General features: G+C 47.9%; 25 protein-coding genes and 1 riboswitch. Of the genes, 17 read left to right on the forward strand and 8 right to left on the reverse strand.

Annotation, left to right across the window (positions count from 1 at the left end; genetic code table 11):
* Positions 1-18 precede the first annotated feature (18 nt).
* The 3 genes from BUB18_RS14585 (at position 19) to BUB18_RS14595 (ending at position 3,479) form a co-directional block, all read left to right on the forward strand.
* The gene (locus tag BUB18_RS14585; RefSeq protein WP_073082265.1) at positions 19-930 is read left to right on the forward strand and encodes an NUDIX domain-containing protein; all 912 of its coding nucleotides are present in this window, start codon (positions 19-21) and stop codon (positions 928-930) included.
* 12 nt (positions 931-942) lie between these two features.
* The gene (locus BUB18_RS14590; RefSeq protein WP_073082267.1) at positions 943-2,358 is read left to right on the forward strand and encodes a nicotinate phosphoribosyltransferase; all 1,416 of its coding nucleotides are present in this window, start codon (positions 943-945) and stop codon (positions 2,356-2,358) included.
* A gap of 206 nt (positions 2,359-2,564) precedes the next feature.
* Positions 2,565-3,479 carry a glycosyltransferase family protein gene (locus BUB18_RS14595; RefSeq protein ID WP_073082269.1) on the forward strand — a complete coding sequence of 305 codons (915 nt, stop codon included), beginning with the start codon at positions 2,565-2,567 and terminating at the stop codon, positions 3,477-3,479.
* A gap of 221 nt (positions 3,480-3,700) precedes the next feature.
* Here BUB18_RS14595 and BUB18_RS14600 read toward each other — a convergent pair whose 3' ends face one another.
* The 6 genes from BUB18_RS14600 to BUB18_RS14625 form a co-directional block, all read right to left on the reverse strand.
* Positions 3,701-6,883: an efflux RND transporter permease subunit gene (locus BUB18_RS14600; protein WP_073082271.1), complete on the reverse strand. Its 3,183-nt coding sequence runs from the start codon at positions 6,881-6,883 to the stop codon at positions 3,701-3,703.
* A 37-nt stretch (positions 6,884-6,920) separates the two neighbouring features.
* Positions 6,921-7,991, reverse strand: coding sequence for an efflux RND transporter periplasmic adaptor subunit (locus BUB18_RS14605; protein WP_073082273.1), 1,071 nt, complete (start codon positions 7,989-7,991; stop codon positions 6,921-6,923).
* A gap of 58 nt (positions 7,992-8,049) precedes the next feature.
* On the reverse strand, positions 8,050-9,405 hold the full coding sequence (locus BUB18_RS14610) for a TolC family protein (RefSeq protein ID WP_073082275.1): 1,356 nt from the start codon (positions 9,403-9,405) through the stop codon (positions 8,050-8,052).
* Between the two features lie 27 nt (positions 9,406-9,432).
* The gene (locus tag BUB18_RS14615; protein ID WP_073082277.1) at positions 9,433-10,047 is read right to left on the reverse strand and encodes a TetR/AcrR family transcriptional regulator; all 615 of its coding nucleotides are present in this window, start codon (positions 10,045-10,047) and stop codon (positions 9,433-9,435) included.
* Positions 10,048-10,056: 9 nt separating this feature from the next.
* Positions 10,057-10,662 carry a TetR/AcrR family transcriptional regulator gene (locus BUB18_RS14620; protein WP_073082280.1) on the reverse strand — a complete coding sequence of 202 codons (606 nt, stop codon included), beginning with the start codon at positions 10,660-10,662 and terminating at the stop codon, positions 10,057-10,059.
* A gap of 399 nt (positions 10,663-11,061) precedes the next feature.
* Positions 11,062-12,321: a pyridoxal phosphate-dependent aminotransferase gene (locus BUB18_RS14625; protein WP_073082283.1), complete on the reverse strand. Its 1,260-nt coding sequence runs from the start codon at positions 12,319-12,321 to the stop codon at positions 11,062-11,064.
* 383 nt (positions 12,322-12,704) lie between these two features.
* On the opposite strand from BUB18_RS14625, the gene dnaN reads away from it, so the two are divergent.
* The 3 genes from dnaN to BUB18_RS14645 all read left to right on the forward strand — a co-directional run bounded on the left by dnaN (position 12,705) and on the right by BUB18_RS14645 (position 15,249).
* Positions 12,705-13,823, forward strand: coding sequence for a DNA polymerase III subunit beta (gene dnaN / locus BUB18_RS14630; protein ID WP_073082286.1), 1,119 nt, complete (start codon positions 12,705-12,707; stop codon positions 13,821-13,823).
* A 356-nt stretch (positions 13,824-14,179) separates the two neighbouring features.
* Positions 14,180-14,977: a sterol desaturase family protein gene (locus BUB18_RS14640; protein ID WP_073082292.1), complete on the forward strand. Its 798-nt coding sequence runs from the start codon at positions 14,180-14,182 to the stop codon at positions 14,975-14,977.
* A gap of 20 nt (positions 14,978-14,997) precedes the next feature.
* Entirely contained in the window at positions 14,998-15,249 is a 252-nt protein-coding gene (locus tag BUB18_RS14645) for a hypothetical protein (RefSeq protein WP_073082294.1), read from the forward strand.
* A 9-nt stretch (positions 15,250-15,258) separates the two neighbouring features.
* On the opposite strand, the gene BUB18_RS14650 is transcribed toward BUB18_RS14645, so the two are convergent.
* Entirely contained in the window at positions 15,259-15,735 is a 477-nt protein-coding gene (locus BUB18_RS14650) for a lipocalin-like domain-containing protein (protein WP_083550014.1), read from the reverse strand.
* Positions 15,736-15,805: 70 nt separating this feature from the next.
* Positions 15,806-15,907, forward strand: a riboswitch (TPP riboswitch).
* A gap of 56 nt (positions 15,908-15,963) precedes the next feature.
* On the opposite strand from BUB18_RS14650, the gene thiS reads away from it, so the two are divergent.
* The 7 genes from thiS (at position 15,964) to thiH (ending at position 22,008) form a co-directional block, all read left to right on the forward strand.
* Positions 15,964-16,167 carry a sulfur carrier protein ThiS gene (thiS, locus tag BUB18_RS14655; RefSeq protein ID WP_073082771.1) on the forward strand — a complete coding sequence of 68 codons (204 nt, stop codon included), beginning with the start codon at positions 15,964-15,966 and terminating at the stop codon, positions 16,165-16,167.
* A 77-nt stretch (positions 16,168-16,244) separates the two neighbouring features.
* Positions 16,245-18,101: a phosphomethylpyrimidine synthase ThiC gene (gene thiC, locus BUB18_RS14660; RefSeq protein ID WP_073082297.1), complete on the forward strand. Its 1,857-nt coding sequence runs from the start codon at positions 16,245-16,247 to the stop codon at positions 18,099-18,101.
* A complete protein-coding gene (locus BUB18_RS14665; RefSeq protein ID WP_073082299.1) occupies positions 18,098-18,715 on the forward strand; it encodes a thiamine phosphate synthase in 618 nt (205 codons plus the stop codon). The genes thiC and BUB18_RS14665 overlap by 4 nt, the downstream gene beginning before the upstream one ends.
* Positions 18,706-19,482 carry a hydroxymethylpyrimidine/phosphomethylpyrimidine kinase gene (locus BUB18_RS14670; RefSeq protein WP_073082302.1) on the forward strand — a complete coding sequence of 259 codons (777 nt, stop codon included), beginning with the start codon at positions 18,706-18,708 and terminating at the stop codon, positions 19,480-19,482. The genes BUB18_RS14665 and BUB18_RS14670 overlap by 10 nt, the downstream gene beginning before the upstream one ends.
* Positions 19,479-20,123, forward strand: coding sequence for a thiamine phosphate synthase (locus BUB18_RS14675; RefSeq protein ID WP_073082304.1), 645 nt, complete (start codon positions 19,479-19,481; stop codon positions 20,121-20,123). Before BUB18_RS14670 ends, BUB18_RS14675 begins: the two co-directional genes overlap by 4 nt.
* The gene (locus BUB18_RS14680) at positions 20,111-20,884 is read left to right on the forward strand and encodes a thiazole synthase (RefSeq protein ID WP_073082307.1); all 774 of its coding nucleotides are present in this window, start codon (positions 20,111-20,113) and stop codon (positions 20,882-20,884) included. Before BUB18_RS14675 ends, BUB18_RS14680 begins: the two co-directional genes overlap by 13 nt.
* A gap of 17 nt (positions 20,885-20,901) precedes the next feature.
* A complete protein-coding gene (thiH, locus tag BUB18_RS14685; RefSeq protein WP_073082310.1) occupies positions 20,902-22,008 on the forward strand; it encodes a 2-iminoacetate synthase ThiH in 1,107 nt (368 codons plus the stop codon).
* Between the two features lie 399 nt (positions 22,009-22,407).
* Here the strand turns inward: thiH and BUB18_RS14690 are convergent, their stop codons facing one another.
* A complete protein-coding gene (locus tag BUB18_RS14690) occupies positions 22,408-22,869 on the reverse strand; it encodes a ferritin-like domain-containing protein (RefSeq protein WP_073082313.1) in 462 nt (153 codons plus the stop codon).
* Positions 22,870-23,125: 256 nt separating this feature from the next.
* Here BUB18_RS14690 and BUB18_RS29385 point away from each other — a divergent pair, with 256 nt between their 5' ends.
* The 4 genes from BUB18_RS29385 (at position 23,126) to BUB18_RS14705 (ending at position 26,260) form a co-directional block, all read left to right on the forward strand.
* Complete coding sequence (locus tag BUB18_RS29385; protein WP_143159953.1) at positions 23,126-23,278, forward strand: lmo0937 family membrane protein; 153 nt, start codon at positions 23,126-23,128, stop codon at positions 23,276-23,278.
* A 201-nt stretch (positions 23,279-23,479) separates the two neighbouring features.
* On the forward strand, positions 23,480-24,181 hold the full coding sequence (locus BUB18_RS14695; protein ID WP_073082316.1) for a ferritin-like domain-containing protein: 702 nt from the start codon (positions 23,480-23,482) through the stop codon (positions 24,179-24,181).
* A gap of 18 nt (positions 24,182-24,199) precedes the next feature.
* Positions 24,200-25,027, forward strand: a complete 828-nt coding sequence (locus BUB18_RS14700; RefSeq protein ID WP_073082319.1) for a ferritin-like domain-containing protein — start codon at positions 24,200-24,202, stop codon at positions 25,025-25,027.
* Between the two features lie 90 nt (positions 25,028-25,117).
* Positions 25,118-26,260, forward strand: coding sequence for an esterase-like activity of phytase family protein (locus tag BUB18_RS14705; protein ID WP_073082322.1), 1,143 nt, complete (start codon positions 25,118-25,120; stop codon positions 26,258-26,260).
* The last annotated feature ends 16 nt before the right edge of the window (positions 26,261-26,276 follow it).

The following is a 26,276-nucleotide window of genomic DNA, read 5'->3' on the forward strand; positions in this document are numbered from 1 at the left end:
ACACAAAATAGCTCGAAGATGCAAGTAACAAAGCCCACAGGAGTTATTATCGCCAGGTTTCAAACGCCTTCCCTTCATGAAGGCCACCTGGAAATAATCAGACAGGTAAAGGAGCACCACAACCGTGTACTGATTGTATTAGGCGTAAGCCCCGTAAAAGGCAGCCGCAAAAATCCGCTGGACTATTACACCCGCGAACGGATGATCAAACAGCTGTTCCCGGAAATAATCGTCCTCCCCATCAGCGACCAGAAATCCGATAAGGTATGGTCCAACAAGCTCGATGAACTGCTCCGCACCAATTTCCCACATGAATCATTCCTGTTGTATGGTAGTCGCGATAGCTTTATCAGCACCTACAGCGGTAAATATAAAACGGTAGCCCTCGCCCCGGTGAAGGACTACAACGCCACCGCCCTGCGGGAAGAAATTTCTGATAAGGTGTTTGATACGGAAGAATTCAGAGCCGGCATCATCTACAATACCTACAGTCTTTTCCCTGCTGTTTATGCGACGGTAGACATCGCCGTATTCCGCAATAACCACCAGGAGCTCCTGCTCGGTAAAAAGCCGAATGAAAGCGAATGGCGCCTCCCTGGCGGATTTTCTGACCCAACGGATGAATCTTTCGAAACTGCCGCCAGGCGGGAATTACAGGAAGAGTGCGGCGACTTTGAAGTAAGCACCATGGAATACGTTACCTCCCTGCGGGTTAACGACTGGCGCTACCGCAGCGAAACCAATAAAATTATTACCACCCTGTTTGCAACCACCCTTGTTGACGGCGAACCCACCGCAGGAGACGACCTGGAAGCACTCAGATGGATCACCGTAAAAGATATCCCACAGCTGACAGCAGATGGCATTATAACGGACACGCATATACCATTACTGCAGCAACTGTTCAATAAATACTTTATCCAAGCTTAAACACATCGGGCCATGACAAAAGAAAATCTTATCCTCCTCGCAGACGCCTATAAATACTCCCACCATAAATTTTACATTCCCGGTACTGAATACATCTACTCCTACCTGGAAAGCAGAGGCGGCAAATTCGACGAAACCGTTTTCTACGGGCTGCAATACTTCCTCAAAGAATACCTGGAAGGGGTGGTAATCACCAAAGAAAAGCTGGATGAAGCCAGCAAAGAGCTACTGGAAGTGTTTGGTCGCAACGATATTTTTGACCGCAGCCGTTTTGAATACATCATCCATCAACACGGAGGTAAACTGCCTGTACGCATCAGGGCGGTGAAAGAGGGCACAGTCGTTCCCGTTAGAAACGTACTCATGACCATCGAAAACACTGACCCGGAGTGCTACTGGCTCACCAACTTTCTGGAAACATTACTGATGCAGGTATGGTACCCCTGTACCGTGGCATCTGTATCCAGAGAGATTAAGAAAGTAGTGAAACAATATTACGAGAAAACTGCTACTGCAGCAGCTTTCGCAGGTATCGACTTCGTACTGAACGACTTCGGATTCCGCGGCGCCAGCTCTGTAGAAAGCGCCGGCATCGGTGGCAGCGCCCACCTGGTAAGCTTCTCCGGAAGTGATACCATCGCCGGATCTACCTACGCTAAGAGATACTACCAGGCAAAAACCGCCCCCGGCCTTTCCATCCCTGCTACTGAACATAGCATTTGTACCCTGCTCGGCGAAGAAGGTGAACTGGAAATTTTCAAACATGTACTCAACAGCTTCCCAACCGGAACTATCGCCTGCGTATCAGACTCTTACAACATCTTCCGGGCTTGTGAACAATACTGGGGAACTGAACTGAGAGACCAGATCCTTGCCCGGAAAGGTACCCTCGTTATCCGCCCCGACAGCGGCGACCCGGTGCAAACACTGTTGCGCGTTTTAGACATCCTGATGAACAAATTCGGTTACACCGTGAATGAAAAAGGATATAAAGTATTGCCGCCACAGGTACGCGTGATCCAGGGCGATGGTATCAGCTACAGCTCCATCCCCGGCATTTTTGCAGCACTGGACAATGCCGGCATCAGCGCCGAAAACCTGGTGCTGGGAATGGGCGGCGCACTGCTGCAACGCGTAAACCGGGATACACAGGAATTTGCACTGAAATGCTCCTACGCACAGGTAAACGGCCAGCATATAGACGTGCAGAAAAGCCCGGTAGAGCTGGATGCACAAGGCCACCTGCGCACTTCTTTCAAAAAATCCAAAGCCGGCAAACTCAAATTGGTTCTGGATAACGGACAATTTGTGACCATGCGTCAGGATGAAAATCCAGCACTCGAAGATCAGCTGATCACCGTATTCGAAAATGGCCAGCTTACCACCAACATCACCTTTGACGAAGTGAGGCAGAACGCGAAACTTTAACAATACCTTCAGTTATCCCCAAAAGTACAAGGCAGGCTGCTTCCCACGGAGCGGCCTGCCTTCATAAACATATCTACTAGCTTATTCCTGCTTTTTTAGCTATTTTTGAAAGAATACAACTGTCACAGCCCGCTATATAGGGCGATATGCCAATGCACAAACTGTAGTTATCAACATGCGACTAAATATTTTAAAACTATCTTCCTATGAAAGTTAGTGGCTTTTCGTACATGCGTAATAGTTTTACGTATGGTTACCCGGTGATTCAATCTATCACCTCAATTCTGCCTGTAGTAGACGAATTCATTGCCGTGGTCGGCAAAAGTAATGACGGTACCCGCGAAGCAATTGAAGCAATCGGCTCACCTAAAATCCGTATCATCGATACAGAGTGGGACCCTGCTATGACCAAGGGAGGAAAAATTTTTGCACAACAGGCTAACATCGGCCTCAAAGCAATTGCACCCGATGCGGACTGGGCCTTCCACATCCAGTCTGATGAAGTGTTCCATGAAAATGACCTTGCAGAAATCAGACAAGCCATGCAGGATCATCTCCACGATAAAAAAGTGGATGGCTTCCTGTTTCCATTCTATCACTTCATTGGAGACTACAATCATATCGGGCCTACCCGCAAATGGCACAGTAAGGAAATCCGCATTACGCGAAACGATCCCAGAGTGTTCAGCTACCGTGATTCGCAAGGCTTCCGCCTCTATGACTCCGAAGCAGCCTACCTGGAAGACGAAAAGAAAAATGGTACCAAGCTGAAAGTAAAAAAGCTGGATGCCCGTATCTACCACTATTCCTACTGCCGTAATCCATATCTGCTGAATGGCAAACAGAAGAAATTTGGTAGTTACTATTCACAAAGTGCCGCCTCCACTGATTTTACAGAAGAAGCAGAAGCATTCGATTTCCATGGAGTAATCGATATCCTCGCACCATTTGAAGGCACACATCCTGCGGTCATGAATGAAGTGATCGCCCAACAAAACTGGGAGTTTAAATACGATCCTTCCCGCGGCAGATTTAAACCAAGGCATCGTGTGCTACACGAGATTGAAAAAATCACCGGCTGGAGAATAGGGGAGTACAAGAATTATAAATTAATTAGCTAGCAAAGATATCAATCTACTTTTGAACGGGTCTTTCCGTCGCCTTCGGCGACGGAAAGACCCGTTTCCAATTTTGAGCCTTCGGCCCTGAATTGGAAACGGGTATAAAAAAATAAGCCGGAATAAGATTATTCCGGCTATTACCTAAACCTACAACTGTTACACTGTTAGTAACAAGACTTAAATATTATCGAGCATACTGGTATAATCAACCAGCCTGCATTTTAGTTCATATGTGCTTCGCTTAAAGGCACTTCCTCGTAAGAAGCCACCATCCGCTGACGGATGTAGCGTTTCTTGGACAGCTTGCCTATACCGAATTTCGCCATTATCTTATCCACAATCATATAGATCACCGGCACCACAATCAGCGTCAGGAACATGGAACTGATCAAACCACCGATGATTACCCATGCCAGACCATTGTTGATTGAAGCCACACCACCGGTAGCCAACGCAATCGGCAACATACCGATCACCATCGCAATGGTAGTCATCAGGATCGGACGGAGACGTGCGTTGTTTGCATGAATCAGCGCATCAAAAGTGCTCTGGCCCTGTTCTTTCATCTGGTTGGTAAAGTCCACCAATATGATCGCATTCTTCGCCACCAGACCGATCAGCATGATCATACCAAGGATGGTAAAGATGTTGAGCGTATTGTTGGTCAGCGCCAATGCCAGCAATGCACCGATCACCGCCAGCGGAATGGAGAATAATACTACGAATGGATAAATATAGTTGTCGTACAGTGCCACCATGATCAGGTATACCATCACAATGGAGATCAACAGTGCCACACCTAAGGTGCTGTTGGAATCGCCCTGGTTTTCCGCGTCACCACCAAACAGGTAGCTAACACCTGCTGGCCGTTGCATTTTTTCCAGCTTAGCCTGGAAATCCTGTGTAACAGTACCCGAAGGGCGACCCATCACTTGCGATTGTACAGAAACAGAGGTGTTTTTATCACGTCGTTCGAGATGGCTGGGACCGGAACCTTCGGTTACGGCTGCAAATTGCGACAATTTTATGAGTTGTCCTTTATTATTTCTGAACTGGATGTTAGCAACATCCTCCAGGTTCTTCCTGTTGAAATCATCGAATCGGATATTGATATCATATTCGTAATCTCCCTGACGGAATTTCACTTTGGAATCATCTGCTGTACCACTGAAGGCCGTTTGCATGGTACCCCCCACGTTATCGAGGGTAAGGCCCAGTGCAGCCATTTTATCACGGTCTACCTGCACGTTAATTTCAGGGTTACCTTCTTCTACCGACAGCTTCACCTCACTCGCACCTGGAACGGTTTTCAGCGTATCCATTGCTTTTTTCGCAAAGGCCATTACGCTATCCAGTTCAGAGCCCATTACCACCAGCTCCACCGGTGCACGCTCCGCAGTACCGAGGATGCTCACATCCGTAGTTTTTACTTTCACACCCGGCAGTAATGCTTTCAGTTCTTTTTTAATTTTAGCGGCGTAGATGTCAGAGCCGTCAGTCCGCAGTTCTGCAGGTACCATCATTACGGTGATCTCTGCTTTGTACGCGGTGGACTGAGAGGTTCCGAAACCATCTTCAGAAGTCTGACCCACTGTGGTAATCAACCGGGTGATTTCCTTTTTCTTATTCAGGTATGCTTCCGCCGTACGTGTGTTCAGGTTAGACTGCTGAACAGACGCATCTTTTGGCATTTCCAGCATCACGATAAACTGCCCGCGGTCACCCTTAGGGATAAACTCCCCACCAATGTAACCTTTACCTACCAGCATGAAAGACAACACCAGCAGCACGATGGAGAAACCTAACGCATAACGTTTATGATTCAGTGACCAGCGGAGCAGGCCCGTCATCCAGGCGGTGAATTTGCCTAATTGTTTTTCGAACCAGAGAATGAATTTCTCGAATACATTCTTACCGGTAATATGTTCCAGCTTACCGTAACGGGAGGAGAGCAGCGGTACAATCATGAACGATGACAGCAGCGACAGCATCGTGGAGATCATTACCACCACACAGAACTCACGGAGGATTTTAGATACCAGCTCATTTGTTAAGGAAATAGGCAGGAACACCACCACGATTACGAGTGTAATGGAAGTTACGGTGAATCCGATTTCTTTCACCCCGTCAAACGCGGCACGAACGCGGTTTTTACCCATCTCCATGTGCCTGTAGATGTTCTCCAGTACTACGATCGCATCATCCACGAGGATACCTACCACCAGCGACAGACCCAGCAGGGACATCAGGTTGAGGGAGAAACCCATCAGCTTCATACCGATGAAAGTTGCCACCAGGGAGGCCGGAATAGAAATCATTACGAACAGCGCACTTCGGATACTGTGGAGGAACAACAGCATTACAATTGCTACGAGTACTACTGCCAGGATAAGGTCATGAATTACGGAGTTGGCTGATTCCAGTGTAAATTCAGAGGAATCGTTTGCCACCAGAATTTGCAGTTTGTTGGCTGCATATTCATGCTGGATTTTATCGATCGCCTTTTTCATTTCTTCAGATACAGTCACCGCGTTGGCATCGGTTTGTTTCTGTACCTGGAGGGCAATAGCGTTAATACCGTCCACACGGGCAATACGTTCTGCATCTTTCTGTGAATCCTGTACATCTGCCACATCGAGCAGGCGCACCTGTGTACCATCATCGGTAGTTTTTACCACGAGGTTACGCAGCTGGTCTACGTTTTTATATTTACCGGCCAGGCGGATAAGTATCTGCTGGTCAGCGGTTTTTACTTTACCTGTAGGGAAGTCCATGTTGGCATTGGTAATCAGCTGGCGCAGTTCCATGATGGACATACCGAATGCCTGTAATTTTTTCGGATCAACGTTCACCTGAATTTCACGTTCCTGACCGCCGATGAGGGATACCTGGGCTACACCTGGCAGGCGGGAGAGGATAGGTTGTATCTTCTTGTCCATCAGATCGTAGAATGCTTTGTCGTCCATGTTGGCAGTGGCAGACAGCGTCATGATCGGCAGGTCGTCGATAGAAAATTTATTCAGCGAAGGTGGTTTTGCATCACCTGGCAGATCGGCCAGGATGGCGTTTACCTTACGTTGAGCGTCCTGCAGGGCGATATCCACGTTGGCATCGTTATTCAGCTCAACGGTAATAACGGAAAGGCTTTCAGAAGATTTAGAAATAATCTTCTTTACTTTTTCCATGGATGCCACCGCATCTTCAATTTTTTTGGTGATCGTACTTTCCACCTCATTAGGGGAGGCCCCCGGGTACACCGTGGCGATGGTTACGATCGGGGAGCTGAACTTAGGCAGGAGCTCATAGTTCAGCGCTTTATAGCTCATAATACCCAGCAGGGTGAGGATGGTAAATACCACCACCACTATGGTAGGCCGTTTTATCGATACTTCAGTAATCTTCATGTTCCAAGAGTTTGATCAGTCACCTGTTACGCATGTCTTATTTGGCAGCCTGCTGTACGGCTACTTTCGCACCTTCGGTCAGGTTGATCTGGCCGCTGGTGATAACGGTTTCGCCGTTGCGGAGACCTTCACGGATTTCTACCTGATCACCGATGATGCGGCCGGCAACAACTTTGCGTTTTTTAGCAACGTTGTTTTCCATTACATATACTTCGTTGCTGTTTACACCACCAATAAAGGCTGTGCGTGCAATGAAAATGGTTTGATCTGTTTCGGGAGATGTAAAATGCGCAGTGCCATACATACCCGCTTTCAGCTCTTTGCCGGATACATTCGTTACTTCCATTTCTACCGGGTAGTTAAGGGAGTTATCACCTTTAGCTGCGATGAAAGTGATGACAGCATTATATTTTGTTTCCGGGAATACAGAAGAAGTTACTTCTACTTTCTGGCCTTTTTTGAGTCCCACTACCTGTGTTTCAGGCACGGAAACAGCCAGTTTCAGACGGGTTACGTCTACGATATCAAACATTTTGTTGCCCGGTGAGAGGTAGGCGCCTTGTTCAATATATTTTTTATTGATAACACCGGATATCGGAGCTTTTACATAAGTATCTCTTACGCGGCGACTGGCAGCATCGAAGCGGGTTTTAGCCAGGTCGTACTGCAGGCGTGCGTCGTCTACCTGTTTCTGGGTAACACCACCGGTTTTAAATGCGGCTTCGTAGCGGTCTTTATCTACTTTTAACTGTTGCAGATTCGCTTTTGCAGATTCCAGGTCCGTGCTGATGATCTCCCCGTCGAGGTAAGCGATTGCCTGGCCTTGTTTCACCACGCTGCCTTCATCTACCAGCAGTTTGGTAATACGGCCGGAAGTTTCGGCCAGGTAAGAGAGTTCACGAATAGGGGTGAAGTTACCGTTGGCCAGGAAGCCATCCGCAAAATCGTTGCGGGATACTTTCTGTACCAGTACAGGGATATCACCTATGTTGCTTTGTTTTACGAATTCAATTTTGGCTTCGTTCGCTTTTTTATTGGCGTTAAGTTTCCACATTATCAGTACCACAGCTCCTACAGTAACCAGTCCCCAGATAATTATTTTTTTCATCTGCAAATTGTTTGATTGTTTTATTTCTTGCTTTTCAGCAGGTAATTCGTTTATACGTTTAGTTTAGAAGAGATTTCAGGTTCCCTTTACTTTTGATCATATCCAGTTCGGCCAGTTTATACTGCAGGAGAGCCGCATTATAGCTGTTCTGGGCATCCGTCAGGGAAGTTTCTGCGTTGAGCAGGTCGGTAAGGCCTGCCAGGCCGAGGCTGTAGTTATTCTGTGTAGAATAGTATACCTCGTTGGCCAGTTCCATATTCTCTTTCTGTGTTTGAATGGCGGTGATGTTGGTACGCATGGTCAGCTTTGAGTTTTCGTACTGAATATTGAGGGCGAGTTTGGTTTCGTCCATGGTATATTGCAGCTGACGGATGGCAACGTTTGCCTGGCTCACTTTGGAGCGGCGGCCAAAGCCATCGAAGATGGGTACACGCAATGTGAGGCCAATAGCGGAGGTACCATACCAAAGCGTACTGTTGGCATCGCCTTTTTCGTATAGCCAGTGGTTACTCATACCGTTGTAGGCGTATCTGCCGAAGAGGGCGAGGCTTGGATAATTTTCTGCCTGATAAGCTTTTTTCTGGAAGAGTTGCAGTTCTTCCTGCTTCTTGAGCACTTTCATTTCTGTTCTGTCTTCCAGGCTGATATCTTCATATTGCAGCACTTGTGCAGCATGGGCTTCGATATCTTTCAGGGAAGCGGAAGGTATAACGAAGGCTGATTCCAGCGGCATGCCCATTACTCTTTTGAGGTTATTGGTTTGCATGGCGTATTGGTTGATCAGCTGAATGCGTTGTGTCTGGTAGTTGGTAAGGTTTACCTTAATTCTGTCCAGGTCAATTTTTTTCGCGAGACCGTTATCGAACTGTGATTTGGTAACAGTTACGAGTGCTGATAATTTCTGCACGTTGGAATCCAGGCTTTTGATATTTTCCTGGGTGATGAGCAGTTGGTAGTAGAGCTGAGATACGTTGTAGATCAGGTCTTCGGTGGACTGCTGTGTTTGCAGTTTATAGTATTCCTCTCCGGCCTTAGCGGCTTTGAGGCCGGTAAAAACGCTTTGGTTGTATAATTGCTGGTTGAGTTCTGCGCCGGCGCTGGTGCTGTATTTCACACCAAAAGCCACTGCCAGGTTTTTGCCTGGCTGCCCGATAACGTCGCCGGGCAGGATAGATTTAGCCAGTTGTAAGTTATCAGTGTAGTTGGCATTACCGTTTATTTGCGGGAGGGCCTGTGCGCGTACTTCCTCGGTTTTAAACTTACCCATTTCCTCTTCCATTTTGGTTCTGGCGAGGCCCTGGTTGTTATTGATGGCAAATTTCAATGCTTCCTGTAGCGTGAGTGGAGCCTGGGCATAGCAATGAGATACACCTATCCCCACCAGGAGGATAAGCGACAACTTAAATCGCTTCATACTGTTTAGATTAGCCTTGTAGTGTTTTTATACTTCTTCTTTTATATGCAGATATTGGTATGCTACCTGCTGGCCTTGCGGAGAAGAGATACCCATGATATAATGGGTGGTTACTTCATCCATTACGTTGTGAATTTCGTATTGGTCTGCCGGATAGTGGGTTGGGTCGAAAGCCGCTTCCAGCTGTAGCTGGCGCATGCGGGCCACGATGTCAATATCCAGGTTTTTACGGTACAGACCTTCGGTGATACCACGTCTGAGATTTTCTTTTATGCTGTACAGGATACTATCGGTCTTAAAACTCACTACTTCCTTCCAGGTATCCGGATGATATTTTTCTATTTCGTAAAGCATAACAGGATTTAATGTCCTGGCTTTGGAACGTATGAACTGCATCTGATGCATATGTTCCTCGATGGCATTGGCGGAATCCGTTTGGTTGGTGGCATTGAACCTGATATGATCGTCCAGCAGTTCGCGCATGGATTCACTGATCAGGGATTGTTTGTCTTCAAAATGCTCGTACAGTGTTTTTTTGGATATGCCGCAGTCGCGGGCTATATCAAACATGGTTACACCTTTGACGCCATAAGATCTGAACATTTTCCTGGCGGCGTCCATTATCCTTTCTCTCACTACCATGGTTTCCGTTTATGCTTTTATGCCTTTTATAAAGATGTCGAGTAATAGTCTTTGTTGTTCGATAATAGCCTCAAAGAGCGTATCATCGAGGTCATTGTTGGGCGTAACCATATCCGGTACGGTGAATCGAAGTCCCATCATCGCCTGCACGAGAATTTCGGCAGTTTTATATGGGTTTTTGACTTTGAATTCGCCGGTGGATACGCCGTATTTAATGATTTCCGCGTGGAGTTCGATGTCGCGTTTTTTTGCGGCGATCATTTGTTCCTGTACGCGGCTGTTGCTATCATTAAGCAGTTTAAATAATTCGAGACGACAGAATTTCATCACGAAGTTTCTGCGTATTTCTATCAGTTGGTATAATGCTTTGCTGGCGGATTTGGCGGTTCTGGCTTCTTTTTCCATTTCCTGGAAGTAGGTTTCGCCAATTCTTTCCAGTACGGCCTGGTGCATCCCGTTTTTATCAGGAAAATAATAATAGAGGGATGCTTTAGAACAGCGAAGGTCGTCGGCGATCTCGTTCATGGTGGTTTTACCGGCGCCGAATATGGTAAAGCGCTTCAAAGCCGCCTCGAGGATCTTGTCCCGCATGTCATCCTTGTTCTCTGCTTGCATTAACTTTTTGACTTTTTTAGTTTCAAGGTCAAAATTAGACAGATTTTTCTAATAAGAAAAGGGGAAATTCTGTTTAACAAGGATTTAACTTTTTGAACGTAAAAGTCAGGAAGTCAAAAACCGGAAGGGTTTATCAGGTTTCCTTTTTTGCCAAATCGAAGGGCCTTCGGCCCTCTGATTTGGCGGGTTTGCCGGCACCCGGCCGGCAAACCCGTTGCTACTTGCGGCAGGCATCTGTGCAAAACAGCTGGGGCATGGGGCGCGAAGCGCCCCATCTCACCGGAATGACACCGAAGGTGTCATTCCCTAACCTAACCTACAAAACACCAGTAAAAAAGAAAGGGGGCATAGAGCCAACGCCCTACACCCCCTAAATGGAAAAGGATTATAATAATGTACTTATTTCAGTTTCGCCAGCGCAGCTTCGAGTTTTTCAAACATCGCCGGAATTTCTTCTTTCACGCAGGTACCAACGCTGAGGCGGTACCATGGAGAGTTTTTATCCGCACCGAAAGCAGAGAATGGCACCAGGGCCAGTTTAGCCTCGTTGAGGATGTAAGAAGTAACGGCTGCCTGATCTGCCAGCACGGAACCATCTGCAGTAGTTTTACCTACCAGGTCAAATTTGATGGTCAGGTAAATTGCTGCCTGCGGAGCGATGGCATCTACCTGATAACCTGCTTTCTTCAGTTTATCAAAGCCATTATAGATATTTACGAGGCGCTCTTCGATTTCACCTTTAAAGTGTGCCAGGTATTTATCCACATTCTCTTTTTGAACGAGGTAACGGGCAGCAGCTTTCTGTTCAGCCATTGGGCTCCATGCACCAACGTGGGAGAGGATGGATTTCATTTTACCGATCACGTGAGCAGGTCCTAACGCCCAACCAACACGTACGCCGGTAGCAGCAAAGGCTTTACTCATACCGTCGATGAAGATGGTGTAATCTTTCATTTCCGGACGGAGGGAAACCGGGTTATGATGGTGAGTATCACCGAAGGTCAGCACCCAGTACATCTGGTCAAACATCACGTAGAGTGGCTTTTCGTCAGCACCTCTGCTTTTGTTTTCGGCCAGTACCAGGTCACAGATTTCTTCCAGTTGTTGCTTACCAAAGGCGGTACCGGTAGGGTTCTGCGGGGAGCAGAGCGCCAGGAGGGTAGCACCTTTCAGGAGCGGCTTCAGTTCCGCTGCAGTAGGCATAAAGAAGTTTTCCGGAGTAGTTTGCAACACCACGTGCTCAGCTTCGAGGAAGTGCGTATAGTGGTTGTTGTTCCAGGATGGAGTGGCGTAAATCACTTTCTCACCACGGTCAACTATTGTTCTGAAGGTCGCATAAATGATGGGACGGCCACCGCAGGAAATCACGATTTCCTTTGCAGGATCATATTGCAGTCCCTCACGTTGTCCGATAAATTCACCTACTGCCGTTCTCAGCTCCAGGATACCATCCGCCGGAGGGTAGTTAGTCAGGTGTTCCTTATAGGCAGTTATGATTTCCTGTTCAAACTCAACCGGGATGGGAAAAACCTTTGGATCAAAGTCGCCGATGGTAAAGTTGTAAATCTTCTCGCCCTTGGCCTGCTTCTCCTTGATTTCAGCTGCCAGTTTGATGATTTCGGAACCTATCAGTGTTTCGGCTAAATGAGACAGTTTCATAACCTGCTATTTTTGTTGGTTTTGGAATTTTTTTTCGCGCGGCAAAACTAACCCATTTGCATATAATTTAAAAGAAACAAATGATTCTTTTCATATTCTTTAACAAACAGCCAAAAAATCGTTGTGATATCTAATTATGACAGGTTTTTTGAACAAAACATCCAATATTACACTATCCGATAATGTGTGCAGCGATCTGGAAAAGTGTGAAAAAAGGGAGGATTAATGGGTATAAGATGTGACGAAATTAGGCTGATTTATAAAACTTTCTATCTTTGTTTACAGTACTTTTACACCTTTAATTCAGGTATCATGTGAACCCGCATGAATGTTTCAGGAAGGTGTTTACATAACCAACGAATGACAAGCAAACTTTTTAGATCATGAAATTTATTGTTTCTTCCTCTACTTTACTAAAACAATTACAACAGATCAGCGGTGTTATCAATTCCAATACGGTATTACCGATACTGGAGGACTTCCTGTTCCTGATTGATAAAAACGAACTGACTGTAGTTGCCACAGACCTGGAAACTGTTATGCGGGTGAAGCTGGAGGTGGAAGCGAAAGAAACCGGAAGAGTTTGTATCCCGGCCAAAATTCTGATGGACTCCCTGAAGAACCTGCCTGACCAGCCGCTGACCTTTCACATCGATCTGAACTCCTACGCTGTGGAAATCACGTCTGACAACGGTAAGTACAAGGTAATGGGCGAAAATCCGGAGAACTTCCCGAAAGAACCAGCTGCGGACGACACCACTTCCTTCACCATGTCCGCCACCGGCCTGGTAACCGCTATCAACAAAACCCTGTTCGCTGTCAGCAACGACGACCTTCGTCCGGCTATGACAGGCGTTTTCTTTGAACTGGCCCCTAACAGCCTCACTTTCGTAGCTACCGATGCGCACCGCCTCGTGAAATACGTAAGAACAGACGTTAAATGCCCGCAGGCCGACACCTTCATCGTCCCTAAAAAGCCGCTGAACCTGCTCAAATCCCTGCTGCCCGATAACGACTCTGAAATCAAAGTTTCCTACAGCCAAAACCACTTCTTCGTTCAGCACGAAGGCGCCCAGATGATCTGCCGCCTCATCGACGCCAGATTCCCTGACTATAAAGTGGTAATTCCGAAAGACAATCCATACCGCCTCACCCTGGTGAAAAGCGACTTCCAAAACGCCCTCAAACGCGTAGGGGTGTTCGCCAACAAATCCACCAACCAGGTAGCGCTCAATATCACCGGCAGCGAATTACAGCTCTCCGCACAGGACGTTGACTTCTCCTTCGAAGGCAACGAACGTATGAACTGCCAGTACTCCGGTGATGATATGCAGATCGCTTTCAACGCCAAATTCCTCATCGAAATGCTCGGCGCCGCTGAAGGCGATGAAATCAGCATCGAACTGGCCACCGCCACCAAAGCAGGTATCCTCAAACCTTCCGAAAAAGAAGAAAATGAAGACCTCCTCATGCTGGTAATGCCTCTCATGCTGAATAACTAATACGCATACACTCATTAATATTTTGCTAAAAGTTTTTTGCTTGAAGCATTATGATAATACATAAAGCAATCTCTCCCAAAGAGGTTGCTTTTTTGTTTATCCACAGCCTCATCCAAGACTTTTTTAACTCCCCAAATAATCGTAATTTTTCCACAGGAAAACAGGACAGTAAAGCAGTGATTAAGAATCATTACCACGTTTGTAATCATCAGCCCTGGATAACGATGGCGTATATACGTTGCACTTACGATTAAGGAGGGTTCCATCCGTTATTATCCCACAATTTTTCCCATATCCCATGCAGAGAAGGTTTTGTTGTTGGCCAGTTTAGTCCACTAATATTCATTGATACCTATATGGTTAGCTTTTTTGAACATACTCCTACTCCCTGGCGCATTGCTATCATGCTCGGTGGCCTGCTGCTCCTGTGGATGCTGGAAGGAATTATACCGCGCTTCTCCTTCCGGGGAAATAAATACCGCCATGCAGGTACCAATCTCTTCTTTACCCTTACTACAGCCATTTTAAACATCGCATTTGCCTTTGCCATTGTAACTACAAGCCTCTGGACTACAAAGGCAAAATTCGGGCTCCTATATGTGTTTAACCTGCCATTATGGTTGCATACCATCCTCGCCCTGCTGCTGCTCGACCTTATAGGCGCCTACCTGGTGCACCTCGTGCAGCATAAAACAGCATGGATGTGGCACTTCCATAAAATTCATCATATCGATAAAGAAATAGACGCCACCTCGGCACTCCGCCATCACCCGGTAGAAAACCTCTTCCGGATAGGCGCACTCCTGATTGCCATACTCATCGCAGGCGTACCGTTCTGGATGGTCATGTTTTACCAGTCCCTCTCGGTACTGATGTCGCAGTTTAATCACGCCAATATACACCTTCCCCAATGGCTGGATAATGGCCTTAGCTGGATTATCGTCTCCCCGGATATGCATAAGGTACACCATAGCCATTACCAACCGGAAACGGACTCTAATTACAGCAACATATTTTCAATATGGGACCGCTTGTTTGGTACGTTCAAAACCGTACCGGATACCACGGCCATTCAATACGGACTGGATGAGTATGAAGACAATAAATATCAACAGATAGGATCACTGCTGAAAGCGCCCTGGGACAAACAATAGCAATCTTTAAAACAACATATATGCAACACTCAACAACGCTGACAAAAACTGCCTGTATCAGTTCGCTCATCATCGGTGTGATGTCTGCCGCTTTCGCTTTCATTACCAAAACACCCGCCAACGCGGTGGTACTGGGCGCCGCTGCTATTGTGCTGGGATTCGCCTCCCTCTACGCCGGCCGAAAAAACATTCAGGATATGCAACTCGCTACTGCCGGCATATTCATGGCCGTGGTAGGATGCCTCGTGGGATTATGGCAGATTTATAGCTGATAAAACGGGTTATTTGCTGCGGCGGTATCGCTCCGTATACCCCTCTGCCGCCTTTACAGGAAATAATACCAGCGAAGTATCTGTAAGCTCCCTGATAATAGTTGTATCCACAATGGTAGTAGTATCCCTGACACCGTCAGAGTGATTCCATAACAGGAGGGTGTCGTGCATGACCTGCCACCGCTCGTATACCAGCGTATACATGTTGATGGACTTTGCCACACCGTTCTTCTTCAATTGAAAACCCTGCATCTCTTTGTCCAGGCCCTGTACGGGCTGTATCCACTTCCCTATGAGCCTGGTAGTATCAATATGCAGTGTATCTGCAACAGCAGTGGTGCTGTCGGTAACGATAGCATTACTGCTGTCGATACTCAATAAACTGCTGTCGTGCACATATTCCGTTTCCTCCTTCCCACTATTGCCACACGCCGCCATTCCAACCAATCCCGTCAGCAACAATACTTTCTGAAATACTTTCAACATGCACTAAAAATACAATAGTTAACAGAATTACCAACTCAATATTAATATTTAGAAATAATTACTACATTTACGGCCACTTTAGGGGTGTTTATGCCCAAGGGCATAAGCTGAGATGATACCCTCAGTACCTGAAGCAGTTCATACTGCCGTAGGGAAAAGTAAACTGAAACTTCCTCATCTGCCACACATCCTTAAAGTTTATTGTTCACCAATTTAATTTCCATCATCATGGAAGTACTTGTCAACAATAAACTTTATGCGGTGCAGCCAGGTACCACCATTGCTGCACTGTTACAGTTTATTCAATTACCCAGCCACAAAGGCATCGCCGTTGCCATCAATAACCAGGTCATACCCAGAACCAGCTGGGATCACCAGGCATTGGCCGCCGCCGACAACATCACCATCATCCGCGCCACACAAGGCGGATAGCTAATCAATCTTTCGTATGTCCATCTCCGTTATTTCATAACGGACAGGAATCCTATTGACTTTAAATTATTCTGTTTATGCAACCACAAACACCTGTAAGCCGGGCTCCATTCCCTGCGTCTGAAAAAATTTATGTGCCCGGAAAATTACACCCGGTGCAGGTAGCCATGCGTAAAATTACGCTCACGCCTACACGCCAGCACAACAGCAAAGACATTACCACTCCCAACACACCAGTGGTAGTATACGACACCAGCGGCCCCTATACGGATCCATCCATCGCGATAGACGTAAACCACGGTATCCCACGCCTCCGCGAAAAATGGATTGCCGACCGTAACGACACCATCCTGCTGGAAGGCAACTCCAGCGCATATGCACAAAGTCTGAGCAATGCCCAGCTGCCAGGCATGACCCATAACATCAAACCCCGCAAAGCAAAACCCGGTGCTAACGTTTCCCAACTCTACTACGCTAAAAAGGGAATCATTACACCGGAAATGGAATATATCGCCATCCGCGAAAACCAGCTGCTGGAAGCACTTTCCGATAATGAACGCCAGCAGCATACCGGCAACAGCTTCGGCGCCCGTACCCCTCTAAAATTTATTACCCCTGAATTTGTACGCGATGAGGTAGCCGCCGGCCGCGCCATCATCCCCGCTAATATCAACCACCCGGAAAGTGAACCCATGATCATCGGTCGTAACTTCCTCGTGAAAATCAATGCCAACATCGGCAATAGCGCCGTAACCTCCAGCATAGCCGAAGAAGTGGAAAAAGCAGTATGGGCCTGCCGCTGGGGCGCTGATACCATCATGGACCTCAGCACCGGCAAAAACATTCACGCTACCCGCGAATGGATCATTCGTAACTCACCCGTTCCAATCGGTACCGTGCCCATTTACCAGGCACTGGAAAAGGTGAACGGTAAGGCGGAAGACCTCACCTGGGAGCTGTTCCGCGACACCCTGATCGAACAGGCAGAGCAAGGGGTGGACTACTTCACCATTCACGCCGGTGTGCTGCTACGCTATGTACCGTTAACGGCCAAACGAACCACCGGCATCGTATCCAGAGGCGGTTCCATCATGGCTAAATGGTGCCTGGCACATCATAAGGAAAACTTCCTTTACACTCACTTCGAAGAAATCTGCGAGATCATGAAAGCCTACGACGTGTCCTTCTCCCTGGGTGATGGACTACGCCCGGGCAGCATTGCCGATGCAAACGATGCCGCGCAGTTTGCCGAGCTGGAAACGCTGGGCGAGCTCACTAAAATAGCCTGGAAGCATGATGTACAGGTGATGATAGAAGGCCCCGGCCACGTGCCCATGCAACTCATCAAAGAAAATATGGATAAGCAGCTGGAGTGCTGCCAGGAAGCGCCATTCTATACATTAGGACCCCTTACTACTGACATCGCGCCGGGATACGACCACATCACCTCAGGCATTGGTGCCGCCATGATAGGCTGGTTCGGCTGTGCCATGCTCTGTTATGTAACACCGAAAGAACACCTCGGCCTGCCTAACAAAGAAGACGTACGCCAGGGTGTAATCACCTATAAAATCGCTGCCCACGCCGCCGACCTGGCCAAAGGCCACCCTGGCGCACAGGTGCGCGACAACGCCCTCTCCAAAGCACGCTTCGAGTTCCGCTGGGAAGATCAGTTCAACCTCTCCCTGGATCCGGAAACAGCGCGTTCCTATCACGATGAAACACTCCCGGCAGAAGGTGCTAAAATCGCTCACTTCTGCTCCATGTGCGGACCACACTTTTGCTCCATGAAAATTACACAGGAAGTACGCGAGTTTGCCGCCGCACAAGGCCTGGAAGAAAGTGAAGCCCTCCACGCAGGTATGCAGCAACAGGCTGCCACCTTTAAAGCTGCAGGATCAGAAATATATTCCACCTTAAACAACGAAGCATGATCTGGGTGATTACCGCTCCGGAAGCTGTGCCCGGCGAGGCCCTGCTCATACAGGAACTCGCCGCCGCCGGCGCAAGCCGCATCCTGCTGCGCAAGCCTGAATGGAAGGCGGAGCAGTACTGCCAGTTGCTGGATAACATCGATCCGAAAATATATCCGCAGTTGCTCGTGCGCGATAACTGCTGGATCTATAACACCTACCACCTGGCAGGGGTACACTGGAGCAGTAAAGCCAAAGCTGCGCTTAGTCCACAGCAGCTGCACAACTGGGTAAAAAATCACCCCAGCAGCAGCACAGGTGTACATAATGCCAACGAGCTTGCTGATGCAGAAAACCTGTTCGACTACCTGCTCCTTAGCCCGGTGTACAACAGCATCTCCAAAACAAACTACCAGCAAATGTTTACAGGACCGGCCCCGGAAGCAGCCACTCCTGTACTGGCATTGGGTGGGGTAGATGTGCACAACATCGGTGAACTGCCGGCCCGCAATTTCAGCGGCGCCGCAGTGTTGGGCGCCATCTGGCAGGAACCGCAACAGGCAGTAAACAATTTTTTACAACTGCAGCAGGGCTGGCAGGAGGCTGTATCAAAACATTCCCACACATGGAAATAGTACAGACTGATAAACCTTTTGTGCTCAGCATAGCCGGCCTGGACCCCAGTGGGGGCGCAGGTTTGCTGGCAGACATCAAGACCTTTGAGTACAACAATGCCTATGGGTTGGGCGTTTGCACTGCCATCACCGTACAAACAGGTACGCAGTTTCATAGCGTAGAGTGGATACCGTTATACCAGGTGATGGCGCAGGTAAAACCACTGTTGCAAACCTATCCGGTAGCCTGGTGTAAAATCGGCATTGTGCAGGATATCTACACTTTATCATCCCTGGTGCATCAGTTAAAGCAACTGCAGCCAGGGATACGTATTATTCTGGACCCGGTGCTGAAAGCTACCGCAGGTTTCAACTTCCACGGCATTGTGCACAGGGAGGCATGGAAGCAACTGTTTGACGCCATCCACCTCCTCACACCCAATTATGAGGAAGCGAAACAGCTCACCGGCTACGACACCGGGGAAGCCGCTGCCGAAGTAATCGCCACCTGTTGCCATGTATTGCTCAAAGGAGGCCACCATCCGTTACAGGCAGGTGTGGATACACTGTATCTGCCATCTCCCCAAAAAATATTTCCGGGAACAACAGCCATTACTGCCAAGCACGGCTCCGGCTGTGTGCTGTCAGCTGCCATCACTGCCAACCTTGCGCAGGGGCAGTCATTACTCACCGCATGCATTAACGCCAAAGTATACACGGAAAATTTTCTATCCAGTAATACTTCCCCGTTAGGATTTCATACTGCATTAAATAACGCCGTCACATGATTAACCGATTACAATATATTTCACAGGGTATTACGCCGGCCGATCACCTGCAAAACATCAGCAGCGCCTGTGATGCAGGCTGCACCTGGGTCCAGTTGCGTATAAAAAACCTACCTGCTGATGAACTGATGCCACATGCCGTGGCGGCTCGCCGCCTCACTGCGCGTTACAACGTTACCCTCATCATCAACGATCACCCAACAGTGGCTGTTGCCGCCGGGGCCGATGGGGTACATGTAGGGCTGGAAGATAATACCGTGGCTGAAGCCAGGGCCATCGTGGGTGATAAAATGATAGTGGGCGGCACTTCCAATACCTGGGAGCATATTGCCAAACACCAATCGGAAGGGGCCGACTATGTAGGCCTGGGGCCCTACCGTTTTACTGAAACCAAGAAAAAACTGAGTCCCATTCTCGGTTTGACCGGCTACCAGGAGGTGATGCAAAAATTATCCACCCTGGGCATCCGGATCCCCGTTATTGCTATTGGTGGTATTGTTACGCAAGATATTGAAGGCCTCCTGCGGGCAGGGGTACACGGAATTGCCGTAAGCGGCCTGATTACCGGTGCGCCGGACAAAGCTATGCTCGTGGATTTACTTTATAACCGTTTAAACACTTCATTCGCATGCAACCATTGATTATAGCCGGCAGGCAATTTCAATCCCGCCTGTTTACCGGCACGGGAAAATTTTCTTCCGCGCTATTAATGGAAGAAGCCTTACTGGCCTCCGGTTCCGAACTGGTGACGGTAGCCCTCAAGCGCGTGGATATGCAACACAAAACTGATGACATCCTTACCCATCTGCATCATCCGCATTTGCATCTACTGCCTAACACTTCCGGTGTGCGTACTGCAAAAGAAGCCGTATATGCGGCACAGTTAGCACGGGAAGCACTTGAAACCAACTGGATTAAACTGGAAATCCATCCTGATCCGCGCTACCTGCTGCCTGACCCGATAGAAACCCTGTTGGCCACAGAAGAGCTGGCCCGGCTGGGGTTTGTGGTGCTACCTTATATCCACGCCGATCCGGTGTTGTGTAAGCGACTGGAAAATGCCGGCACTGCTGCGGTGATGCCGTTGGGATCCCCTATTGGTAGCAATAAAGGCCTGAAAACCTTCGATTTCCTGGAAATTATTATCCAACAGAGTAAAGTTCCTGTGATAGTGGATGCTGGCATTGGTGCACCATCGCATGCTGCACAGGCCATGGAAATGGGCGCTGACGCCGTGTTGGTTAACACCGCTATTGCCGTGGCTAAGGACCCAGTAAAAATGGGACTGGCCTTTAAACTGGCTGTGGAAGCAGGGCGACAGGCATACGAATCAGGCCTGGCTGCGGTTTCCAGGCAGGCCATGGCTTCCAGCCCACTCACCGCTTTCCTCGATGAGCTTTGACCTTTAAAGAGAAAAATATGTTTACTGAAATATTCAGCCAATACAACTGGGACGAAGTGAAAGCCGGCATCTACAGTAAAACCGCCAGGGACGTGGAAACTGCGCTCACGGCTACCCGCCGTACACTGGACGATTTTGCGGCGCTGATTAGTCCTGCCGCGGCACCCTACCTGGAAGACATGGCCCGGCTTAGTCACCAGCTTACCTTGCAGCGATTTGGCAACACTATGCAGCTCTACATCCCCATGTACCTGTCCAATGAATGCCAGAACATCTGCACGTATTGCGGGTTTAGCCTGAATAATAAGATTGCCCGCAAAACGCTAAGCACCGGGGAAATACTGCAGGAAATTAACGCTATCAAGGCCATGGGCTTTGATCACCTGCTGCTGGTAACCGGCGAGGCGCAGCAGGTAGTAGGTTTGGATTATTTCCGCAAGGCCCTGAGCCTGGTGCGGCCACACTTCTCCAACATCTCCATGGAGGTGCAGCCGCTGGACGAGTCAGCGTACCGGGAGTTGATACCACTGGGACTTTACGGGGTGCTGGTATACCAGGAAACTTACCACCAGGAAGATTATAAGCTACACCATCCTAAAGGCAGGAAATCGAATTTCCGTTACCGCCTGGAAACCCCGGACCGGCTGGGGAAAGCAGGCGTGCATAAAATGGGGCTGGGTGTGCTGATAGGACTGGAGGACTGGCGCACGGATAGCTTCTTTACCGCCCTGCATTTGCAATACCTGGAAAAAACTTACTGGCAAACGAAGTACAGCATTTCCTTTCCGCGGCTGAGGCCCTTCAGTGGCGGGCTGGCGCCAAAGGTGGAGATGAATAACCGGGAGCTGGTACAGCTCATTTGCGCTTACCGCCTGCTTAACCAGGAGATAGAACTCAGTATTTCCACCAGGGAAGAGGAGGCTTTCCGTAACCATTTAGTGAAGCTGGGTGTAACGGCGATGAGTGCCGGTAGTAAAACCAATCCTGGTGGGTATGTGGTGGACCGGCAATCGCTCGAGCAATTTGAAATTTCCGATGAGCGCTCCGCCGCTGAAATTGCTGCTATGCTGCAACAGCAAGGCTATGAGGCCGTTTGGAAGGACTGGGATAGCTCTCTGACATAGAAATAAAGAGGGTGGAAGAAACCGCCCTCTTTTTGCTTTTCATAGATGGTCTAAAATATATTACATAAGACTTCTCTCAATCCTTGTAAATATAAGTAAGCTCTGCAATAGAAAATCAGAATGAACAAACTGAACAGCACATTATCAAAATGAACAGAAACCCTCTTTCTGAATAGATTTTTCATCCTGAATCAACATATAGCAGGCAAAGAAAAGGCTGCCTCTACGTCGTAGAAGCAGCCTTGTACCTAAAATCCCGTAGTTGCCATATTACTTATTGAGATAAGTATGATTGGAATACCGTGTAATCAAATGTAGTCCGGTAATCCTGAACAACCATGTAAATCGAAGGAATGAACAAAAAGAACAGCATACATAATGCTGCACAAAACGATCAGGCTAGTGATTGATTTTTTCAACGTCTCTGCTAGCCTTAATGGTATCATGTGCTTTACGCAACGAAGCTGCCTGTGCTGCGATCAGTTCCCTCAGCGTGTACGGCATGGAGGTATCTGATTTCAGCGCATCTTCATATGCTCTCTTAATGGCATCTTCCCCGTATTCACAGGATGATAGTATGGCATAACGGTCTTCACCGGTAAATGCAATTTTCATATCCATCCAGGTGCGGTAGAGCTTACCGGACATGGTAGAATCGGTTTGCGGCTCGTCGCCCAGTTTTAGTAACTCAGCATTTAACTGACTGGCGTACTCCTCGCTTTCCTGCTGCAGGCGTTTGAATAAAATCTGAAGGTCTGCATCATCAGTAGCATCAAAAGCCTTCTGGTATCCTGCTACCCGGTCGTTGTTAATTTTCACCAAATCATTCAAGAGCGTTTTAAGATTTTCCTGCTGTTGCATAATCAATAAATTTTATGGTCACTAATAAATTGTTTGCTGATAAGTAGTAACCAAAAATGCGACCATTTCGCGCAAATGCTTTATTATAATGGATTTGCGAACCACACTGCACGGCTTGCCACTGTCCTTTTTTTTCACGCATGGTGGAACCCTATCCACAATTTATACAGCCATACACGTACTATCATTTTAAAATGAATACGATGCAGATTGGCACGCATTTTCCATTGGTTATAACGAATCAAAATTGTGACATATGAACAGCTTATTGTATTTAATCGCAGTCATACTGGTAATAGGGTGGATACTCGGATTCTTCGTTTATTCAGCAGGTTCTATTATCCACATCTTGCTTGTTCTGGCCATTATTGCCATATTGATCAACATCATCAGAGGCAGGGCTGTCTAATATATTCCCAAACCCTCGTATAAAAGTCCTTTAAATGCTTTACCAATAAGTATTTAAAGGGCTTTTTTATTTAGTGAGACATTAGTATCTCCCTAAAAAAATTTAAAAGACCAAACCAAAATTGCAAGTACTCCGTAAGTGCTAATCAACAGGCATTGCGCAAAGCCTCTAATCCATTTACCATCACCTAAATAATTCTTTATGCAATTGTCGAAAACCCATTTCCTGAAAGGGGATAAGGAGAGTATTGCCCATCCGCAGCGGCGACAGTTCCTGCAAAAACTCAGTCTGGGCGCAGGTTTACTGACCACCATCGGCATGGCCTCTTGTAAAAAGGATAATGACTCCAACCCATCCATGGGTGTAAGCCTTGGTTCTGGCGACATCTCCGTGCTCAACTATGCGTATGCGTTAGAGCAGCTGGAAGCGGCATTCTATACACAAGTTGTAGCCACTCCCTACAGTGGCATTTCCACAGGTGAGCTGAAATTATTTACGGATATACGTGATCATGAAATTGGGCATCGTGAATTTTTCAAAGCAGCACTCGCCACTGCAGCCATTCCTACGTTAACCATTGATTTCAGTAAAATAGATTTTACAAAAAGAGATACAGTACTTAAAACAGCACAAACCTTCGAAGACCTCGGCGTGGCCGCTTACAACGGTGCGGGCAACTTCATTGCAGACGTAAACTACCTGGCCCTCGCCGGAAAAATTGTAAGTGTGGAAGCCAGGCACGCCGCCTATCTGCGGGACCTCATCACACCAGGCTCCTTCTCTTCCGGCAGCGATATTGTGGATGCCAACGGCATCAATATTTCGATGACACCAGCTGCCGTGTTTGCCGCAGCAGGTGCGTACATCAAAACACAAATCGATACCAACACATTGCCTAAGTAATCTCAAAAAACTGATACCATGGACTTTATAAACATCCTTCAACAAATAGAAAAAGTTGATCCGGAAGTATATGATAAACTGGATACCCGCCGCGATGTAATGAAACGCTTTACCAACATCAGCGGAAAAATAGCACTGGCAGCCATTCCGCTGGCATTGGGCAGTATGTTTAACAAAGCATATGCTACCACCAGCAGCGCAGCTGATGTATATGCAACACTCAACTTCGCACTTACGCTCGAGTACCTGGAAGCAGAGTTTTACACAAAGGGTGTGGCAGCCCCAAACCTGATTCCTGCGGCGGAAACCACCGCCTTTAACACCATCAAAGGCCACGAAGTGGCGCATGTGGAATTTCTGAAATCAGCACTGATGGGCGCTGGCGCCACACCAGTTGCTAAACCCACCTTCGACTTTACCGCCGGCGGTGTGTTTGCAGATGTGTTTACGAACTATGATACTTTCCTTGCTTTATCACAGGCATTTGAAGATACCGGTGTACGCGCCTATAAAGGTCAGGCAGGTGTATTGTTAAAACAAGGCGCGGTACTGACGGCTGCATTGGGCATTCATGCCGTAGAAGCAAGGCACGCCGCACACGTACGCATGGTACGCAGTAAGCGACTCAACAACGATGCGCTTAAACCATGGATCACGCAAAATACTTCCTTCATTGGTGTAGCTGCCGCCAACGCCGTCTATGCAGGAGAAAATAATGGCACGCAGGCAAATGTGAACATCGCCACCACCGCTAAAATCAGTAGTGATGCTGCCACAGAAGCCTTTGACGAGCCGCTTACCAGGCCAGAAGTAGAAGCCATCGCCAAATTATTTATTAAAGCGTAGTACGCTTATAATAGTTGGTCAATAGGAGTAAGGGCTGGTGCTTTCGCACCGGCCTATCGTATTTAAACCAGAATGGAGTAAATTGCCGGCATGAAAAAGAACCTGCTTATTTGCCTGCTCGCAGCAATAATTTTTACTTCGTGTAGCACTACCCGTAAATCGGCATCGCTGCCGCCGGCCATTGGTCAGCTGCGATTGATAGGCAAACAGGTACTTCCACATAACATGCCGTTTGAAGGCACCAACACCGGTGGCTTATCGGGCATTGATTACGACGCGCAGCGCCAACAGTACTACCTGATCTGTGATGATCGTTCGGACCTGAATCCGGCACGTTTCTATACCGCCAAACTATACTTTAATGAGCAGTCGTTCGATAGTGTACGCATTACCCATGTAACTACCTTATTACAGGGAGATGGGAAGGCCTATCCGAACAAATTTTCGAACCCGGCACATACGCCTGATCCGGAAGCACTTCGCTACAATGCCAGGTATGATTTCATGGTGTGGAGCAGCGAAGGGGAGCGCATCGTTCATGCAAAAGATACGATCCTGGCCAATCCGGGTCTTACCATCATGAAACGCAACGGCCAGTACGTGGATACTTTTGCACTGCCCGCCATTTTCCGAATGCAGGCCAGCAACAACGGACCCAGGAGAAATGGCGGATTTGAAGGACTCGCATTTTCTGCCGATAACAAACAAATGTTCGTAAGCCTGGAAGAGCCCCGGTATGAAGATGGTCCCCGTGCGGACGTGGATGTGCATAACGCCGTTACCCGCATCCTCCGGTACGATGTAGCCTCCCGGAAGCCGCTGGCCCAGTATGCCTACCAGCTGGACCCCGTAGCGTATCCGCCGGTGTCAAAAGACAGCTTCCGGATAAATGGCATAGCGGACATCCTATACCTCGGCACCAGCAAATTGTTGGTACTGGAACGTTCTTTCTCTGTGGGGGTAAAGGATTGCACCATCAAACTGTATATAGCTGACCTTTCCGAGGCCACTGACGTAAGCGAAATTAATTCTCTCCCCGGAAATAATTATACCCCCGTAAAAAAGCAGTTGTTGTACAATTTTGAACAACTACACACCTACATCGATAATATTGAGGGGGTCACTTTCGGACCACTGCTGCCCAACGGCCACCCAAGCCTGGTATTTGCGGCCGACAACAATTTTTCCGCCGCCGAGGAGAGCCAGTTTTTTGTTTTTGAGGTAATTCCATAAACAAGCTGGCGCCATT

This window comes from Chitinophaga jiangningensis (genome assembly GCF_900142605.1).
Classification (GTDB): domain Bacteria; phylum Bacteroidota; class Bacteroidia; order Chitinophagales; family Chitinophagaceae; genus Chitinophaga; species Chitinophaga jiangningensis.

Excerpts from the sequence above, each read along its gene's own strand:
- BUB18_RS14585 (WP_073082265.1), top strand. The coding sequence starts at position 19 with ATGCAAGTAACAAAGCCCACAGGAGTTATTATCGCCAGGTTTCAAACG.
- BUB18_RS14590 (WP_073082267.1), top strand. The coding sequence starts at position 943 with ATGACAAAAGAAAATCTTATCCTCCTCGCAGACGCCTATAAATACTCC.
- BUB18_RS14595 (WP_073082269.1), top strand. The coding sequence starts at position 2,565 with ATGAAAGTTAGTGGCTTTTCGTACATGCGTAATAGTTTTACGTATGGT.
- BUB18_RS14600 (WP_073082271.1), bottom strand. The coding sequence starts at position 6,883 with ATGAAGATTACTGAAGTATCGATAAAACGGCCTACCATAGTGGTGGTG.
- BUB18_RS14605 (WP_073082273.1), bottom strand. The coding sequence starts at position 7,991 with ATGAAAAAAATAATTATCTGGGGACTGGTTACTGTAGGAGCTGTGGTA.
- BUB18_RS14610 (WP_073082275.1), bottom strand. The coding sequence starts at position 9,405 with ATGAAGCGATTTAAGTTGTCGCTTATCCTCCTGGTGGGGATAGGTGTA.
- BUB18_RS14615 (WP_073082277.1), bottom strand. The coding sequence starts at position 10,047 with ATGGTAGTGAGAGAAAGGATAATGGACGCCGCCAGGAAAATGTTCAGA.
- BUB18_RS14620 (WP_073082280.1), bottom strand. The coding sequence starts at position 10,662 with ATGCAAGCAGAGAACAAGGATGACATGCGGGACAAGATCCTCGAGGCG.
- BUB18_RS14625 (WP_073082283.1), bottom strand. The coding sequence starts at position 12,321 with ATGAAACTGTCTCATTTAGCCGAAACACTGATAGGTTCCGAAATCATC.
- dnaN (WP_073082286.1), top strand. The coding sequence starts at position 12,705 with ATGAAATTTATTGTTTCTTCCTCTACTTTACTAAAACAATTACAACAG.
- BUB18_RS14640 (WP_073082292.1), top strand. The coding sequence starts at position 14,180 with ATGGTTAGCTTTTTTGAACATACTCCTACTCCCTGGCGCATTGCTATC.
- BUB18_RS14645 (WP_073082294.1), top strand. The coding sequence starts at position 14,998 with ATGCAACACTCAACAACGCTGACAAAAACTGCCTGTATCAGTTCGCTC.
- BUB18_RS14650 (WP_083550014.1), bottom strand. The coding sequence starts at position 15,735 with ATGTTGAAAGTATTTCAGAAAGTATTGTTGCTGACGGGATTGGTTGGA.
- thiS (WP_073082771.1), top strand. The coding sequence starts at position 15,964 with ATGGAAGTACTTGTCAACAATAAACTTTATGCGGTGCAGCCAGGTACC.
- thiC (WP_073082297.1), top strand. The coding sequence starts at position 16,245 with ATGCAACCACAAACACCTGTAAGCCGGGCTCCATTCCCTGCGTCTGAA.
- BUB18_RS14665 (WP_073082299.1), top strand. The coding sequence starts at position 18,098 with ATGATCTGGGTGATTACCGCTCCGGAAGCTGTGCCCGGCGAGGCCCTG.
- BUB18_RS14670 (WP_073082302.1), top strand. The coding sequence starts at position 18,706 with ATGGAAATAGTACAGACTGATAAACCTTTTGTGCTCAGCATAGCCGGC.
- BUB18_RS14675 (WP_073082304.1), top strand. The coding sequence starts at position 19,479 with ATGATTAACCGATTACAATATATTTCACAGGGTATTACGCCGGCCGAT.
- BUB18_RS14680 (WP_073082307.1), top strand. The coding sequence starts at position 20,111 with ATGCAACCATTGATTATAGCCGGCAGGCAATTTCAATCCCGCCTGTTT.
- thiH (WP_073082310.1), top strand. The coding sequence starts at position 20,902 with ATGTTTACTGAAATATTCAGCCAATACAACTGGGACGAAGTGAAAGCC.
- BUB18_RS14690 (WP_073082313.1), bottom strand. The coding sequence starts at position 22,869 with ATGCAACAGCAGGAAAATCTTAAAACGCTCTTGAATGATTTGGTGAAA.
- BUB18_RS29385 (WP_143159953.1), top strand. The coding sequence starts at position 23,126 with ATGAACAGCTTATTGTATTTAATCGCAGTCATACTGGTAATAGGGTGG.
- BUB18_RS14695 (WP_073082316.1), top strand. The coding sequence starts at position 23,480 with ATGCAATTGTCGAAAACCCATTTCCTGAAAGGGGATAAGGAGAGTATT.
- BUB18_RS14700 (WP_073082319.1), top strand. The coding sequence starts at position 24,200 with ATGGACTTTATAAACATCCTTCAACAAATAGAAAAAGTTGATCCGGAA.
- BUB18_RS14705 (WP_073082322.1), top strand. The coding sequence starts at position 25,118 with ATGAAAAAGAACCTGCTTATTTGCCTGCTCGCAGCAATAATTTTTACT.